Source organism: Paenibacillus dakarensis, from assembly GCF_001373415.1.
In the GTDB taxonomy this organism is placed as follows: domain Bacteria; phylum Bacillota; class Bacilli; order Paenibacillales; family Paenibacillaceae; genus Paenibacillus_AQ; species Paenibacillus_AQ dakarensis.
The window spans coordinates 54,808-70,159 of the sequence record NZ_CDSE01000022.1 but is presented as its reverse complement, the minus strand read 5'-3'; the positions used below and the strand labels follow the sequence as shown (position 1 = coordinate 70,159).

Here is a 15,352-nt window from a genome sequence, read left to right as displayed (position 1 = left end):
CTTTCTCCTCTAAACAGCTACAATAGCCTTGATTGTTGGATGGTGCTGATAATCCTTAAACTCGAAATCCTCATAGACGTAATCAAAGATACTATCCGGCTTTCTCTTGATCACAAGGGTTGGTAATGGATAAGGCTCGCGTTCTAACTGGGTTTTCACTTGTTCCATATGATTGGAATATATATGGACATCTCCGCCTGACCAGATGAACTCTCCTACCTCAAGATCACACTGCTGGGCTACCATATGCGTTAGGAGAGCATAGCTGGCAATATTGAAAGGCAAGCCCAGGAACGAATCTACAGAACGCATCGTTAACATACAGGACAATTTTCCGCCTGCAACATAAAACTGAAATACAAAGTGACAAGGAGGCAGCTTCATATTGTCGATCTCAGCTACATTCCATGCGCTGACGATATGACGACGGGAATCCGGGTTATTCTTGATCGATTTAATCACATTCGCGATCTGATCGATATGTTTACCATCCGGCGTTTCCCAGGCACGCCATTGTGATCCGTAGACCGGCCCTAAATCGCCATTCTCATCAGCCCACTCATCCCAAATTCGGACACCATTTTCTTTCAGATAACGGATATTCGTTTCTCCACTGAGGAACCAGAGCAGTTCATGCACAACGGATTTCAAATGAATTCGCTTCGTAGTAACAAGCGGAAATCCCTTGGAGAGGTCAAACCGAAGCTGACGTCCAAATACCGATGTTGTGCCTGTGCCAGTTCTATCTCCTTTTTCAACCCCGTGATCTAAAATATCCTGCAGCAAATCCAAGTAATTTTTCAACGTATATCCACCTCATTATGTCAAAATGATCAACTTTATCAGATATAAGTTTACCATACCCTCAACATTCGACAAATAGTGCCTGTTTCGAAGCATCGTCTATAAAAAAAGAGACCGCTCAGTCCGGGTCTTGTCAGACCAGCCTGAACAGTCTCTTGAACTGACCGAAATCAGCCGTTATTCGTTGTTACTTTTTGCGAGGTGCCATTACATGGATCGGATGTCCAAGAACAAGCTCAGCACCTTCAGCCACGATTTCACCAAGTGTTGGGTGAGCATGGATCGTCAATGCGATATCTTCCAGTGTTGCACCCATTTCGATTGCAAGACCAATCTCAGCAATCAGGTTGGAAGCTTCAATACCCGCAATGTGAGCCCCGAGTACAAGACCTGTTTCTTCGTCAGCTACGATCTTCACGAAGCCATCAGGGCTGTTCAGGGACAATGCACGACCGTTACCAGCGAATGGGAACTTAGCGGATGTTGCTTTGTAGCCTTGTTCTTTCGCTTGAGCTTCAGTCATACCTACGCTGGAGCATTCAGGATCTGTAAAGGCTACAGCAGGAACCACTTTGTAGTCTACAACAGATGGCATTCCGGAGATTGCTTCAGCAGCAACCTTACCTTCGTAAGATGCTTTGTGTGCCAGAGCAGGACCTGGAACAATGTCACCAATCGCAAAGATATGAGGATGATTTGTACGTCCTTGGTGGTCAACTTTAACGAGTCCGCGATCCGTCATTTCAATGTTGATCAGATCCAGACCAAGCTCACCATCCGTGTTAGGACGACGTCCAACCGTTACGAGCAAGTAGTCTGCAGTAACTTCTTTAGCTTCGCCATTTACGGAATATTTCACAGTTACGTCTTTATCCGTTTGCTCAGCACTTTCAGCTTTTGCATTTGTCACGATTTCAACACCGGACTTCTGCATGTTCTTCGCAACCAGTTTAGTCATATCTGGATCGAAACCATTCAGAATGGAATCCATGCCTTCAATGATTGTAACTTTAGTTCCGAATTTAGAGAACATTTGACCAAGCTCAGCGCCGATATAACCGCCGCCGATGACAACAAGGCTCTTAGGAAGCTCTTGCAGTTCCAAAGCTTCTGTAGAGGACAGAATGCGTCCGCCAAATGGGAAAGCTTTGAGTTCGATCGGACGGGAACCCGTAGCGATAATGCAGTTTTTGAAACGGTAACGAGGGGATTCATGCTCGTTGAATACGCGAGCTTCATTCTCGTTAATGAACATGCATTCGCCGTTGAAAATTTCAACTTTGTTGCCTTTGAGCAGAGCGCCTACGCCGCCTGTCAGCTTCTTAACAACGCCGCTTTTAAACTCTTGTGTTTTAGCAAAGTCAACAGATACTTCACCAACTTTAACACCAAAAGCTTCAGCATGCTTAGCAGACTCAAAAGAGTGAGCAGCAGAGATCAACGCTTTGGATGGAATACATCCGCGGTTCAAACATACGCCGCCAACTTCAGATTTGTCTACAATCAGAACTTTCTGACCCAGCTGGGCAGCACGAATGGCTGCCACATATCCACCAGGACCTGCACCAATGACTAGTGTGTCGATATCAAGAGAAGCGTCTCCTACTACCATATGTTACACCTCCATAACAAGCAGCTCAGGGTTAGCGAGCAGCTGTTTAATGTAATTCATAAAGTTTTGTGCTGTTGCTCCGTCGATAATACGGTGGTCGAAGCTCAGTGACAATGCCATAACTGGTGCTGCCACGATTTCTCCGTTCTTAACAACTGCTTTTTCGGAAATACGTCCTGTACCCAAAATTGCAACCTCAGGGAAGTTGATGATCGGAGTAAAGAACATACCGCCGGCGGAACCGATATTCGTGATAGAAATTGTGCTGCCTCTCATTTCGTTAGCGCTCAATTTACCATCGCGGCCACGGCCAGCAAGATCACGGATGCTATCAGCAATCATCCAGATGCTCTTACGATCAGCATCTTTGATTACTGGAACAATCAGTCCGTTGTCTGTATCTGTAGCAATACCGATATTGTAGTATTTTTTGTAGACAATTTCGTTATTCTCTTCATCAATCATAGCGTTCAAAGCAGGGAATTGACGGCAAGCCGCAACAAGTGCTTTAACGATGAATGGAAGATAAGTAACTTTTGTGCCTTTTTTCTCAGCGATCGGCTTCATGCGGGTACGGAACGCAACCAGCTCGGTAACATCCACTTCGTCCATAATTGTAACGTGAGGAGCTGTGTAAGCTGATTTAACCATCGCATTCGAGATTGCTTTACGGATCCCTTTGAATGGTACGCGCTCTTCTTCAGCACGTGGGTCAACTGCTGCGGATGCTGCTGCAGGAGCTGCTGCTTTAGACTCGGATGATTCTTGAGCTGCAGGTGCTGCTTGACCTCCACCGTTCTTAAATGCTTCTACATCTTCACGCGTAATTTTACCGTTATTACCGCTGCCAGTAACCTGTGCAATATCAACGCCTTGCTCACGAGCAAATTTACGTACGCTTGGTGTAGCTAAAACGTCTTTATTAGGTGCGGCAGGTGCAGCTGCATTTGCTCCGCCTTCTTTAGCATCCGCTGGAGCGTTTGCTGCAGGAGAAGATTGCGTATCAACGCTGCCTTTTGCTGCATCAGCTTCTTGAGCGGATTGCTCTTCAGCAGGGACTTCCTGTTCAGGAATATCACCTTCTGCGTCAATGACTGCTACAACTTCACCTACGCGGCAGACTTGACCGTCCTTGGCAAAAACTTCTTGAACCGTACCATTAACGGGACAAGGAACCTCTACGACAGCCTTGTCGTTTTGTACTTCCATGATGATGTCGTCGTCTGTTACTTTGTCGCCCGGTTTGATATGCATTTTGATGATTTCACCTTCATGCAAACCTTCGCCCAGCTCTGGAAAACGATACTCAAATTTTGCCAACTGAAAAACCTCCCTAGATAATTACTGCAATTAAAATTCCATTACTTTATTTACTGCTGCTACGATGCGAGCAGGTGTCGGCAGCCAAGCGTCCTCGATCTGCGCGTATGCATAAACGGTGTCAGGTGCGGACACACGAAGTACTGGTGCTTCCAAGTGCAGGATAGCTTTCTCGTTAATTTGCGCAATAACTTCTGCAGCAACACCCGAGGATTTCTGAGCTTCCTGAACAACGATGGCACGGTTTGTTTTCTTAATAGATTCAACCAGAGTATCGATGTCGATTGGAGAAATGGTACGCAGGTCAATGACCTCAGCTTTAATCCCTTGTTTCTCAAGCTCATCTGCTGCTTTCGTTGCTGTATGAACCATCAAGCCGTAAGCGATGATCGTAACGTCGGAACCTTCACGAACAACATTAGCTTTACCAAGTTCAACAGTATATTCACCCTCTGGAACTTCAGCACGGAATGCATGGTACAAGTTCAAATGTTCCATAAAGAACACCGGATCATTATCACGGATCGCAGAGATCAGCAAACCTTTAGCATCGTAAGGGTTAGAAGGAACTACAACTTTAATACCCGGACTTTGTGCAATCAAACCTTCCAAAGAATCCGTATGAAGCTCAGCAGCTTTAACGCCGCCGCCGAAAGGTGTACGGAACACAATTGGAGAGTTGTACTTACCGCCGGAACGGTAACGCATACGAGCAGCCTGAACCACAATTTGGTCAAGTGCTTCAAAAATAAATCCTACGAACTGAATTTCAGCGATTGGACGGAAGCCTTGGATACCCAAACCTACTGCCATACCGCCGATTGCGGATTCAGCCAGCGGCGTGTCAAACACGCGCTCTTCTCCGAACTCTTTTTGTAAGCCTTCTGTTACACGGAAGACACCGCCGACATTACCTACGTCTTCACCAAAGATGACTACGTTTGGATCACGGTTCAATTCAACGCGCATTGCGTCACGAATTGCTTCTTTCATATTCATTTGTGCCATTGCTTCATTTCCTCCTTAGACATTACAGATCACATATGCTTGGCTGTTAAACCGAATCATTTATCGAAGGAGCCGATTTTATTGGAAATCGGCTTTTTGCTCTTCAAGATGTTTAGGTGTTTGTTCGAACATACTGTCGATCAGACCAGGAACCGTCATTTTTTCAGTTTGTTCAGCTTTCTTAATTTGCTCGTTGACTTTAGCTTTCGCTTCATCTTTCACGCGAGCAGTATCTTCATCTGTCCACAGACCCTTTTTCTCCAGATATTTAGCAAGACGAGCAATCGGGTCTTTCTCGTTCCATTGGCCTTCTTCTTCTTTGGTACGATACTTCGTAGCATCATCCGACAAGGAGTGTGGACGGAAACGATAAGTAACAGCTTCAATCAATGTTGCGCCTTCTCCGTCACGTCCGCGCTTAGCAGCATCTTGAACTGCTTTAATAACAGCCAAGACATCCATACCGTCAACCTTAACGCCTTTGATACCAGCTGCAACTGCTTTGTGAGCGATCGAAAGAGCAGCAGTTTGTTTTGCGAATGGAGTTGTGATGGCATAACCGTTGTTTTGAACAAAGAAAATAACAGGCAGTTTGTAAACACCCGCGTAGTTCAAGCCTTCGTAGAAGTCACCTTCGGACGAACCGCCGTCACCAGTGTAAGTGATAACAACTTGCTTTTGTTTTTTCAGTTTATAGCCCATAGCAATACCCATCGCATGCAAAATCTGTGCACCGATGATAATTTGCGGCATCAATACATTAACGCCGTCTGGAATTTGACCGCCGTGTTGATGTCCACGAGAGTACAAGAATGCTTGATACAGCGGAAGGCCATGCCAAACAATTTGCGGCATATCGCGGTAACCCGGGCAAACAAAGTCACCTTTTTCAAGTGCAAATTCGCTACCAACCATTGTTGCTTCTTGACCCGATACTGGAGCATAAAAACCGAGACGTCCTTGACGGCCGAGGTTAACGGCACGATCGTCCCAAGTGCGTGTAAATACCATGCGATACATGATTTCTTTTAATTGATCATCAGATAATTCTGGCATAAGATCTTTGTTAATGATTTCGCCTTCCGGGGAAAGAACAGATAGTGTATCTACTTCCTCGGTATAAACTTCGTAAGGAACCTTGGTCATTTTCTTCACCTCAATAAATATTTGAATATCAAGTTCCGCTGTTATAGAATTATTATACACCTGTTGCACTCGTTTCGTCAAAGGAATACCTCATAAAATTTAATATTTCTTTGTTTTTGTATATATAACAGGTTGACTAAAGTTATATAACAGCGTGACAAAACTCACAGACTAGCAGTATCTTAAGTACAACAGTTCCATCTTAACTTATTGTTATCAGCATTTCAAAACTACCTAATCGAAAGGTGACTAGTGATGACAGACGCACGATTATTAAAAAGAACGATCGTAAAAGAAGAAATACAAAGCAGCCACTTAAACGAAAATCGAACCCTGCGCATTTACCTGCCTCCAGGATACAACGAAATTCTCAGCTACCCTGTTGTGTACTGCCAGGACGGAGAAGAATTTTTTAATTTTGGTAGAATTGCGACATGGGCCAACCAGCTTATCTTAGAAGAAGATGTTGAACCATTTATCATCGTTGGCGTTGAAGTGGATACGAAAGTCCGTACAGAAGAGTATGCACCGTTTGGCAAACGATTTGATTCTTATTTGGCATGCTTCGCCGAAGAAATCGTTCCTTTTATTGAAGGGAAATATCCCGTCCGAAGAGACCCGTCCGAACGTATTCTTGCAGGCGATTCTCTTGGCGGCAGTGTTTCTGTGCACCTGGCCCTCCGCTACCCTGAACTATTCACTCGAATTATCTGCATGTCCGGTGCGTTCTACGATCAATCCAGACATATCATAGCGCTTGAAACAGACTTGTCCTGGATGAATATTTTTATGATTGTAGGATTGCAGGAGGACAGCTTCACGACCGATACGGGCGTTTATAACTTCGTTGAATTAAACCGTTCAGCCAAAAAACTCTTTGAAGAACGCGGAGCCAAAGTACATTATGAAGAAAAAGACGGTCGCCATCAGTGGGGATTCTGGCAGAAAGAACTTCCGGCAGCCCTGCTCTATTTCTTCCGTCCTTAACTCATGCCATCTGCAAAAAAAGATGAACAATCGCGCATTTTTTATGGAATGTGCTCTGTTCATCTTTTTTTATTACTAAACTAATCACTGCGTGCGCTTACAATTTGGCTCAAAAGGAAAAGCGGCTTAGGTTATCCGCTATTCAGTGATGATTATATCTTTTCTTTTATGATCCTGTCCAGCAGTACATCACTGCCCGAATCAATTAAGCGATATACTTCCTCAAAATTTCCAGTAAAGTACGGGTCCGGCACTTCACGGTGCTGTTCTTCTGGAAGAAGATCCATAAACTTGATGATCTTTGCTTGTTCGCCGCCAGGAAGATTTCGCAGATTGAGAACATTAGAGTCATCCATAGCTATAATGTAGTCAAAATCGTTGAAATCACGGCTTTCCACTTGTCTGGCCTTCATCCCTTCATAGCTGATTTGCCAGCTGTCAAGCAGTTTACGTGTACCTTCATGCGGAGCTTTTCCAATATGCCAATCCCCTGTTCCTGCTGAATCTACCCTTATCTTTTCAGACAGGCCCTTTTTTGCAATTTTTGTTCTTAATACAGCTTCAGCCATTGGAGATCGGCATATGTTGCCTAGACATACAAACAGAACGGAGATCATCTGCTATCATCCTTTCCTAAGTTAAATAAACGTCTCCACGAAATTAAAACTCATAATGATATTTTATTTTCCGGGTTGATGGAAGATGAGTCTCCAAGTGAGCGCCTTGGTAAACGCCACTTGTAATGAACCGAGAGCATTCTGAACAGCACTACGGTCACGAATAAAGCCAGCAGCTGCCAAGTTGTTGCGGCTATCCCCAATCCGACTGCAGCTCCCGCCGCCATCGCCCACACAGCATAAATTTCATCACGAAGCACGAGCGGTTTACGTCCTGCAAGCAGATCCCGGATAACCCCTCCCCCAATTCCTGTTAACGCTGCTGCAACGATTACTGCGATTAATGGATGATTCATCTGGGCAGCATATATTCCTCCCTGTACAGCAAATGCGGATAAACCGATGGCATCAAAAAACGCTTCCGTTCTCTTCCAGTGCTTTATCCATGGCATCGGCAGGACAAATGCGACAAATACGGATACGATTGCGAGTAGAATCAAATCTCCTTGTTCCCAAATTGTCGTAACGGGTACCCCAATAAGAACATTTCGGATCATACCTCCGCCAAAAGCAGTAACAAGACCCAGCACCAGTACTCCCAGGATGTCATACTCCTCTTCCATAGCAACAAAAGCGCCGGACATTGCGAAAGCTATAGTTCCGATGATACTTAATAAATCAAACACATGCATGTCCAAAATGTCTTTCCTCCGCTTCAAGTCATTTGCTTCCCCCATTTTATCCGTCACTGGTGAAATTGTGCAAGCACAAAAACTACACTATAATGTATAAAATGACATCTTCAACAAAAAGGAGGAATCGATATGGGAGATAAGCGGATTCTCATTTTTACAGGTGGAAATTTATCACTACAGTTATTGGAAGTAATCCAAGATAATGATTATATTATTGGAGCTGACCGAGGTGCTCTGTTTCTAATTGACAACGGTATTATTCCCCATATATCTGTTGGTGATTTCGACTCTGTTACGCCGGAACAGCTTGAACAAGTCACCTTAAACAGCCGTAAAATGGTTAAATGTGATCCCGTCAATAAAGATCTGACAGATACTGAACTTGCGTTCGATACTGCGCTTGAGCTCAATCCATCAGAAATCATATTATTAGGTGGAACCGGGACACGTATCGATCATACACTTGCTAACATACATATGCTGCTTCGGGGAGTTCAGCATCATGTTCGCTGTTCGATTCTGGACGAGCATAATTTCATCACTTTAACCGGTTCTACTTGTGTAGTTGAAGATCTCGGGTTCACATACGTTTCTCTTTTGCCTCTTACGCCAGAGGTTACCGGCATTGACCTGGAAGGCTTTCAGTACCCTCTTCATAATGCCACACTTAAACTTGGACAATCCCTTGGTATTAGCAACCGGCTATCTGCGAAACGCGGTACCGTAAAAGTCGAAGGTGGATTGCTGCTTATCATTCAGAGCAAAGATAAGTGATTGTAACGTTTTTGTTATTTTCGTCACATCTCAATAAACACGCCAAAACCTATGTGCATCAATGGTTTTGGCGTTTTTTATTTATTTACCACAACTCAATTGTTACTCTTTTGTAACTTTTAATGTTTTTTTAATAATACGCCGTCCATCCTTGTACGCCTTGACTTTCAGCGCCATTGCCAGCAATTAGGAGGGTTTAAATTCTGTTATACTCGATTCATCGAAAGACAAACAACAAATTACTTGGAGGTCATACAGCATGATTAAACATACAATTCTTAAGAAAGCAGTAATTATCAGCATCAGTGCAGCAATGGGACTGGGAACCATTTTGGCCGTATCCCCTGCTCCGCAAGCAGAAGCTGCTGAAGCCAGCACTTACGCAACAACGAAAGGTCAACAAGTCGTTAACTACGGTAAACAATTTCTAGGAACACCATATAAATTCGGAGCTTCTACAAGCACTACCAAAGTATTTGACTGCTCTTCTTTCATGAAGCATATCTTTAAAAAATACGGAGTGACACTGCCGCGTACAGCTGCTGAACAATCTAAAAAGGGTGTAGCAGTATCCAAAGCAAACCTGAAACCAGGCGATCTTGTGTTCTTCTCCAGCGGAAGCCGTGCTAACGGTAAGAACGTTACCCACGTTGCAGTGTATGCAGGAAACGGCAAGATTCTTCATACCTATGGTAAACCTGGAGTAACCTTCTCTAACCTGAATTCTGGCACTTGGAAAAAAACTTACCTGAAAGCTCGTCGTGTACTGTAATTATTCCACTTAAATAATAAGCTGATTCCTTTTCTAAAAGGAGTCAGCTTTTTCTTCATATTGTGTTTGCGGTATGCTTCTGATAATTATTTTTCTGTACATGCCGTTCCACATCACGGGCGAATCTTCTTCTATGTAGAGTCCTTCCTTGTGACTGGAATATAGTTCTTCAAAATTCCGTCCTATATCTGTTCCTAATACACTTATAAGCGGCCTTAGGAGTTTCTTCAGCAGTGACAGCTGTTTATTCACCGGTGCGAATTTATCAAAAATAATGATTTTACCTTCCTGCTTCAATACCCTCTTCATTTCAGAAAGACATTGATCCGCATCAGGCACAACAGAAAGAATTAGGCTGGCAATGACCAAATCAAAGGATTCTTTCTGAAAGCTAAGCTGCTGTGCATCCATTTCGATAAAAGAAATGGTTGAATTTTTAAACTTTTTTCTAGCCTTAGCCAGCATATCAGGAGAGTAATCGATAGCAGTCACATCAAGTCTCGTGTGATCAATCACTTCCAAATCTGCTCCTGTGCCAACTCCCACGAATAATATCTTCTGATCGGGACCAAGTGATATGTTCTGAAAAACCTGCTTTCGAGCTTTTAAAAAGCTGCCGGAATTAAAGAAACGGTCATATACGGGAGAGCCTATTTTATAAATGATTTTATTCCATAAATTATTCAATATTGACCTCCTTTCAACAAACGGCCTTATGTGACTTCTTGCGTCCTCAGCATATATCCTGCACCGCGAATCGTTCGGATCAGTTTCGTTTTCCGTCCTTTATCCAGCTTTTCTCGCAGATGAAGAATGTACACATCCACCACATTGGTGCCTGTGTGAAAATCATAATCCCACACTTGATTCAGTATATCTTCCCGGGAACATACTTGATTCACTTTTTTAGAAAGATACAACAACAGATCATATTCCCGCTGGGTTAAATCAATCGGAATATCTTCCCGTGTCACTTGCCTGCTAAGCGGATCAATCACCAGATCACCCAGTTCAATGACTTGATTGCGTTGGCTCGTCCCATAGCTGAACAGCAATAATAGATTATTCACCCTTGCCAGCAGTTCCCGTTCATCCGTTTGACCCGAAATATAATCATTAGCCCCTGCTTCGAGCGCTGCTGCGGCTTCCTCCGATCCGTCATATCCAAGGACCATAATCGGGATCCTCTGCTCACCTTTTTGGATTCTACGTACAAAATCAAAATCCTGCATTCCGGATAAATGACTATCCACAATCAGCATCACAAAAGTCACCTGCTGTATAAGTGTCAGCGCCGAGGAGACGTGTTCCACTAAATGAACCAAATACCCCGACGACTCTATAATATTCCGTATCCGATCTGCCAAACCCTTTTCAGAAATGGCTAAAAGAATCGACTTATTCAAAGTGGCACCCCCTGTCTCACTTCTAAAGTTTTCGCGATGTGCTTATCGCCTGAATATCCAACCCTTAGACTGCCACAAACAGAAAACATCCATTCCTGAATGCAGGAATGGATGTTTTAAATACTGAAGGCTAACATATTCTAAACAGGCTTTTCAGGGATAATTAAGACTGGTGCGACCAATCTTCCACGTTCCAGATTTTCGTTACCCAGTCTTCATAAAATTCCGGTTCGTGTGATACCAGCAGAACAGTACCTTTATATTCTTGAAGTGCTCTCTTTAATTCTTCCTTGGCAATAACGTCCAGGTGATTGGTCGGCTCATCGAACAGAATCCAGTTACTCTCACGCATAAGCAGCTTGCACAGACGCACCTTCGCCTGTTCACCGCCACTTAACGCCTTCATAGGCCTTGTAATGTGTTCATTCTTTAGACCACAACGCGCCAGATGAGCACGTACCTCATGTTGATTCAAATGCGGGTATTCATTCCACACATCATCAATCGGAGTATGATTGCCTGCTCGTACTTCCTGTTCAAAGTAAGCCGGGAACAAAAAATCTCCTTGATAGGTCTTACCGCTGTATGGATCAAGCTTGCCAAGAATGGTCTTAAGCAGTGTAGATTTACCCACCCCATTGCAGCCTACGATCGCAATTTTCTCACCGCGCTCAATCGTTATGGACATCTTGGGAAGAAGCGGATAATCATACCCAATTTCAAAATCGATACCTTCAAATACCGTTTTCCCGCTTGCACGAGCGTCTATAAAACGAAAGACGGGCTTGGCCGCTTCTTCAGGACGATCAATACGTTCCAATCGATCCATCTGCTTCTCACGGCTCTTCGCCCGGCTGGAAGTAGAATAACGCGCTTTATTCCGCTGAATGAAATCTTCCTGTTTCTTAATATACTCTTGCTGTTTCTCATATGCCTCAATATGCTGCGTTTTATTCATATCCGCCATTTCAAGAAACTTTTCATAATTCGCTGTGTAGCGTGTTAGCTTGGCGAACTCCAGATGATAAATGACATTAACCACCTGATTCATAAACTCCGTATCGTGAGAAATGAGCATAAACGCATATGGATACTGCTTCAGGTACTGCGTAAGCCAATCGATATGTTCAACATCCAAATAGTTGGTCGGCTCATCAAGTAGTAATACAGTCGGTTTCTCAAGCAGCAGCTTCGCAAGCAGAACCTTCGTACGCTGACCGCCGCTTAAGGTTGATACATCCCTGTCTAAGCCGATCGCTGACAATCCTAAACCATTAGCCATCTCTTCCACTTTCACATCGATCAGATAAAAATCACCGATTTCAAGCTGTTCCTGAATATCACCCATCTGTTCAAGGAGCAATTCAAGTTCTTCAGGTGAAGCATCAGCCATCTTTTCCGTAATTGACATCATCTCTTGCTCCAACTCTAACAGAGGCAGAAAGGCATCCTTCAACACATCACGCACCGTCTTGCCGGCAGTCAGCTTGGTATGCTGATCTAAATAACCATAACGGACTTTAGGTGTCCATTCCACCTTGCCGCCGTCTTTTAGCAGCTTGCCGGTTAAGATATTCATCAAGGTTGACTTGCCAACTCCATTTGCGCCCACAAGACCAACATGCTCACCGGCTAGGAGTCTGAAAGTAACATCTTTAAATAACGTACGATCTCCAAAATTATGGGAAACATTCTCTACAGTCAATAAACTCATATATACGGTAACCCCTGTCTATAAAAATAAACTCTATTCAAAATGATAAGTTGGCTTCACAGTCAAGAGTTTATTGTATCACAGACAGCTCTTCTCACGATACCCCGAAGCCGCTGCCTCTTTCCGGCTTCCAAAAACCTCCCGAACTTCATAAGGGAACGAACAAGCACTTCTGTATACATACTTCATGCCCGTATCTGGTTCTACTCCACCATAATAGACGGGTGCCTTAACTAATCTTCCTCCACCCAATGAATAATTGTTATAGTATCTGTCCCCAATCGGTATCCCCTGAATAAATGCCATGAGACCGATATCGTTAATCGTATTCGTCCATTCCTCCTGAGAAATGACAGGCAGGGAAAAACGATAGGATACTCCATTTCTCAGAGCAAGAGTGTTATGGCGCTTAATGTAATAAGCCAGCTCCTCTTGAATAGAATGAACAATCGTTATTCGTCTGATTTCTTCAAAGCGTTCAGGTCGATCTACTAACGATACACCTGTCTTACCTGCAAGTTCTTTCTGTAGCCCTGAATACCAGACTTCATTTTGACCATCATATACTTCGACCTGGTTGTCTAAAGTAAAATGAATACTGCTGCCTTCCCCGTCTGAATAAGCATATGGAATTTTTGGAGTCCATACATGGCGATACTGCTCTTCTCCGTCAGGTCCTGTATAGGATTGCATTGAATATATGTAATAACCATCATAATCGACTACAACTAATGCAGGGATATACCACCACAGCGCTGCTTGCGCTTGAGGATCATCCTGTATGCCCATATTGATATACAAGGTATTCGAAAATGTACTTAATGCTTTTTCCCTATCTGCACGAAACCGCTTGATTGATTCATAACCCGCTTCTTCGGACTGTGTCTCGTTTACATTCAGCATTTCTCCGCCATCCTGAACGGCCGCTTTCAAACCTGCGGAATATTTCATTTCAATATAGGCAGTGTCTGTCATATTCTCTGCATGCATACCGATCAATAGAAAGAAAGGAAAAAATACAGCTGTAAAGATAATAGCCAGATCAGTAATCCTCATTCAACACCATCCCTCCATAGGGGAAAGCAATCGCAGGCTTATCTCCTGAATTGGATCCGGTCAGTGCATCGAACAAGAGAATATATGGTGTCTGATTCAGACTCTTAATCTTGACTTGGAAGTAATCCCCCGCCGTCAGCTTATACATTCGGTCCGGGTCATCCGGAGGTAACTCTTTATCTGGAAATAGCAGGCCCAGTATATCGGCATCATAATAAGTATCATATACTATTGTATAGCTGTTTAAGAAAGTTTTCGGATCAGCTGAATCCTCATAATCAGGCTCGTATTTCTTGTGCTGATGCTCCATTCCAACCTCGTATATGTTTCCGGTCACCTCCAGCTCCCGCAAAAAGTCCTGATACATTTGCGGTGTTAAATACCCCTTCATCCTGACACTGTCTACGAATTTCGTCAGCGATTGGAATACAACGATTCTCGATAAATCATCCTGTCTGCGGGCACTTTCTCCTGCTGGTACCATATACAGTAGTAGAACAGACAACAATGCGGCAAACCATTTGGAAACCGAATTTGACATCCATCTACCTCACTTTAGTTTGCTGAATACTGACAATTTCACCCTGAGCTCCATATGTATAGTGAGCTTGATATATCGCATGATCTTGAATGACAGACAGATCAGATGTCTCTGGGTCCGTACCTTTTGAAAATACAACTCCGTCAACAGACATTTCATACTTCTCTTGTTCGACATCCCTGAGCATAAATAACAGCTCACTGCCCCGGAATGTTAACTCATCTTCAACATCATCTCGATCATCGTTCATCTCGAGGGTCGTAATAGCAGCGCTCTGCTCAGCAATGATTCGATTGGCTGCTTCAAGACCTGCATCCATCTCTGAATGCATCTGAAAGGCAGACCAACAAGCTCCCATAAACAGTGCTGAAAAAGCAGCCAGCTCAAGCATCATTATCGTTTGTTCTCTCATATAGAACAGCCTCTATCCTTTCAAAACTATTACTGAACAAATATAATTCCCCGTATGACATTAGATTCATCTTTAACAATAGAAGCCTTGAATTTACCGCTAGGATTCACATACTCCGGACTTTTCTCATTTAATGTCTGAGCAATAGTGCCTTGACGGGCATCCGGATGCTCTACAGAACCATCTGAATCCAACACATTACCATACCATTGCCCATTAGGATTTTTCCCTGTTTCAATGTAAATACCGAACTGATCTTTATCCTTGTATTTTCGAAGTGCATTGGTTACTTGCGAACCGCTAATTGTTGTACTGTCGTAAACCGTAAAAGCAGCCTGAGACAACTCTGTTTGAATATCCGAGAAGTTATTTTGAGCGGTTTTCGTCGCCTCCTGAGCAGATACAAACAAAATGACAACAATGGTAATTAACGCAATGGTAAGAAAGATCCCTGCAGCTACTTTCAAAGCGGATGATGCATTATTCAT

Annotated in this window: 17 protein-coding genes; 3 read left to right on the top strand and 14 right to left on the bottom strand. The window is 43.6% G+C overall.

Translation table 11 applies throughout. From position 1 onward, the window contains the following. Window positions 1–9 precede the first annotated feature (9 nt). From thyA to pdhA, 5 genes are all read right to left on the bottom strand, one after another. Window positions 10–804: a thymidylate synthase gene (gene thyA, locus BN1234_RS06385; RefSeq protein ID WP_054955826.1), complete on the bottom strand. Its 795-nt coding sequence runs from the start codon at window positions 802–804 to the stop codon at window positions 10–12. A gap of 187 nt (window positions 805–991) precedes the next feature. Continuing rightward, complete coding sequence (lpdA, locus tag BN1234_RS06380; protein ID WP_054955825.1) at window positions 992–2,416, bottom strand: dihydrolipoyl dehydrogenase; 1,425 nt, start codon at window positions 2,414–2,416, stop codon at window positions 992–994. 3 nt (window positions 2,417–2,419) lie between these two features. Continuing rightward, window positions 2,420–3,736 carry a dihydrolipoamide acetyltransferase family protein gene (locus BN1234_RS06375; RefSeq protein WP_054955824.1) on the bottom strand — a complete coding sequence of 439 codons (1,317 nt, stop codon included), beginning with the start codon at window positions 3,734–3,736 and terminating at the stop codon, window positions 2,420–2,422. A 30-nt stretch (window positions 3,737–3,766) separates the two neighbouring features. Then, on the bottom strand, window positions 3,767–4,744 hold the full coding sequence (locus BN1234_RS06370) for an alpha-ketoacid dehydrogenase subunit beta (RefSeq protein WP_054955823.1): 978 nt from the start codon (window positions 4,742–4,744) through the stop codon (window positions 3,767–3,769). A 78-nt stretch (window positions 4,745–4,822) separates the two neighbouring features. Next, window positions 4,823–5,890 (bottom strand): pyruvate dehydrogenase (acetyl-transferring) E1 component subunit alpha, encoded by a 1,068-nt coding sequence (gene pdhA / locus BN1234_RS06365; RefSeq protein WP_054955850.1) that lies wholly within the window; start codon window positions 5,888–5,890, stop codon window positions 4,823–4,825. 255 nt (window positions 5,891–6,145) lie between these two features. On the opposite strand from pdhA, the gene BN1234_RS06360 reads away from it, so the two are divergent. Continuing rightward, the gene (locus tag BN1234_RS06360; RefSeq protein ID WP_054955822.1) at window positions 6,146–6,877 is read left to right on the top strand and encodes an alpha/beta hydrolase; all 732 of its coding nucleotides are present in this window, start codon (window positions 6,146–6,148) and stop codon (window positions 6,875–6,877) included. 152 nt (window positions 6,878–7,029) lie between these two features. On the opposite strand, the gene BN1234_RS06355 is transcribed toward BN1234_RS06360, so the two are convergent. Together BN1234_RS06355 and BN1234_RS06350 are read right to left on the bottom strand one after the other, a co-directional pair. Then, entirely contained in the window at window positions 7,030–7,494 is a 465-nt protein-coding gene (locus BN1234_RS06355; RefSeq protein ID WP_054955821.1) for a low molecular weight protein-tyrosine-phosphatase, read from the bottom strand. 50 nt (window positions 7,495–7,544) lie between these two features. Further along, entirely contained in the window at window positions 7,545–8,186 is a 642-nt protein-coding gene (locus tag BN1234_RS06350; protein ID WP_054955849.1) for a trimeric intracellular cation channel family protein, read from the bottom strand. 132 nt (window positions 8,187–8,318) lie between these two features. Between BN1234_RS06350 and BN1234_RS06345 the strand changes: the two genes are divergently transcribed. After that, window positions 8,319–8,963 carry a thiamine diphosphokinase gene (locus BN1234_RS06345; RefSeq protein ID WP_054955820.1) on the top strand — a complete coding sequence of 215 codons (645 nt, stop codon included), beginning with the start codon at window positions 8,319–8,321 and terminating at the stop codon, window positions 8,961–8,963. Window positions 8,964–9,222: 259 nt separating this feature from the next. Continuing rightward, window positions 9,223–9,735, top strand: coding sequence for a C40 family peptidase (locus BN1234_RS06340; protein ID WP_054955819.1), 513 nt, complete (start codon window positions 9,223–9,225; stop codon window positions 9,733–9,735). Between the two features lie 33 nt (window positions 9,736–9,768). Here BN1234_RS06340 and BN1234_RS06335 read toward each other — a convergent pair whose 3' ends face one another. From BN1234_RS06335 to BN1234_RS06305, 7 genes are all read right to left on the bottom strand, one after another. Beyond that, window positions 9,769–10,422, bottom strand: coding sequence for a class I SAM-dependent methyltransferase (locus tag BN1234_RS06335; RefSeq protein ID WP_054955818.1), 654 nt, complete (start codon window positions 10,420–10,422; stop codon window positions 9,769–9,771). Window positions 10,423–10,448: 26 nt separating this feature from the next. Next, complete coding sequence (locus BN1234_RS06330; protein WP_054955817.1) at window positions 10,449–11,141, bottom strand: response regulator transcription factor; 693 nt, start codon at window positions 11,139–11,141, stop codon at window positions 10,449–10,451. A gap of 163 nt (window positions 11,142–11,304) precedes the next feature. Then, window positions 11,305–12,855, bottom strand: coding sequence for an ABC-F family ATP-binding cassette domain-containing protein (locus BN1234_RS06325; protein WP_054955816.1), 1,551 nt, complete (start codon window positions 12,853–12,855; stop codon window positions 11,305–11,307). 78 nt (window positions 12,856–12,933) lie between these two features. Next, window positions 12,934–13,911, bottom strand: coding sequence for a hypothetical protein (locus tag BN1234_RS06320; protein WP_054955815.1), 978 nt, complete (start codon window positions 13,909–13,911; stop codon window positions 12,934–12,936). After that, on the bottom strand, window positions 13,898–14,452 hold the full coding sequence (locus BN1234_RS06315; RefSeq protein ID WP_054955814.1) for a hypothetical protein: 555 nt from the start codon (window positions 14,450–14,452) through the stop codon (window positions 13,898–13,900). Before BN1234_RS06315 ends, BN1234_RS06320 begins: the two co-directional genes overlap by 14 nt. 4 nt (window positions 14,453–14,456) lie before the next feature. Then, the gene (locus tag BN1234_RS06310; RefSeq protein ID WP_054955813.1) at window positions 14,457–14,864 is read right to left on the bottom strand and encodes a hypothetical protein; all 408 of its coding nucleotides are present in this window, start codon (window positions 14,862–14,864) and stop codon (window positions 14,457–14,459) included. Between the two features lie 29 nt (window positions 14,865–14,893). Next, on the bottom strand, window positions 14,894–15,352 hold the full coding sequence (locus tag BN1234_RS06305; RefSeq protein WP_054955812.1) for a hypothetical protein: 459 nt from the start codon (window positions 15,350–15,352) through the stop codon (window positions 14,894–14,896).

What these genes read in the sequence shown, in the direction of transcription:
- BN1234_RS06315 (WP_054955814.1), bottom strand. Translation starts at nt 14,452, where the DNA reads ATGTCAAATTCGGTTTCCAAATGGTTTGCCGCATTGTTGTCTGTTCTA.
- BN1234_RS06310 (WP_054955813.1), bottom strand. Translation starts at nt 14,864, where the DNA reads ATGAGAGAACAAACGATAATGATGCTTGAGCTGGCTGCTTTTTCAGCA.
- BN1234_RS06345 (WP_054955820.1), top strand. Translation starts at nt 8,319, where the DNA reads ATGGGAGATAAGCGGATTCTCATTTTTACAGGTGGAAATTTATCACTA.
- pdhA (WP_054955850.1), bottom strand. Translation starts at nt 5,890, where the DNA reads ATGACCAAGGTTCCTTACGAAGTTTATACCGAGGAAGTAGATACACTA.
- BN1234_RS06355 (WP_054955821.1), bottom strand. Translation starts at nt 7,494, where the DNA reads ATGATCTCCGTTCTGTTTGTATGTCTAGGCAACATATGCCGATCTCCA.
- BN1234_RS06320 (WP_054955815.1), bottom strand. Translation starts at nt 13,911, where the DNA reads ATGAGGATTACTGATCTGGCTATTATCTTTACAGCTGTATTTTTTCCT.
- BN1234_RS06370 (WP_054955823.1), bottom strand. Translation starts at nt 4,744, where the DNA reads ATGGCACAAATGAATATGAAAGAAGCAATTCGTGACGCAATGCGCGTT.
- BN1234_RS06325 (WP_054955816.1), bottom strand. Translation starts at nt 12,855, where the DNA reads ATGAGTTTATTGACTGTAGAGAATGTTTCCCATAATTTTGGAGATCGT.
- BN1234_RS06350 (WP_054955849.1), bottom strand. Translation starts at nt 8,186, where the DNA reads ATGCATGTGTTTGATTTATTAAGTATCATCGGAACTATAGCTTTCGCA.
- BN1234_RS06305 (WP_054955812.1), bottom strand. Translation starts at nt 15,352, where the DNA reads ATGAATAATGCATCATCCGCTTTGAAAGTAGCTGCAGGGATCTTTCTT.
- lpdA (WP_054955825.1), bottom strand. Translation starts at nt 2,416, where the DNA reads ATGGTAGTAGGAGACGCTTCTCTTGATATCGACACACTAGTCATTGGT.
- BN1234_RS06360 (WP_054955822.1), top strand. Translation starts at nt 6,146, where the DNA reads ATGACAGACGCACGATTATTAAAAAGAACGATCGTAAAAGAAGAAATA.
- BN1234_RS06340 (WP_054955819.1), top strand. Translation starts at nt 9,223, where the DNA reads ATGATTAAACATACAATTCTTAAGAAAGCAGTAATTATCAGCATCAGT.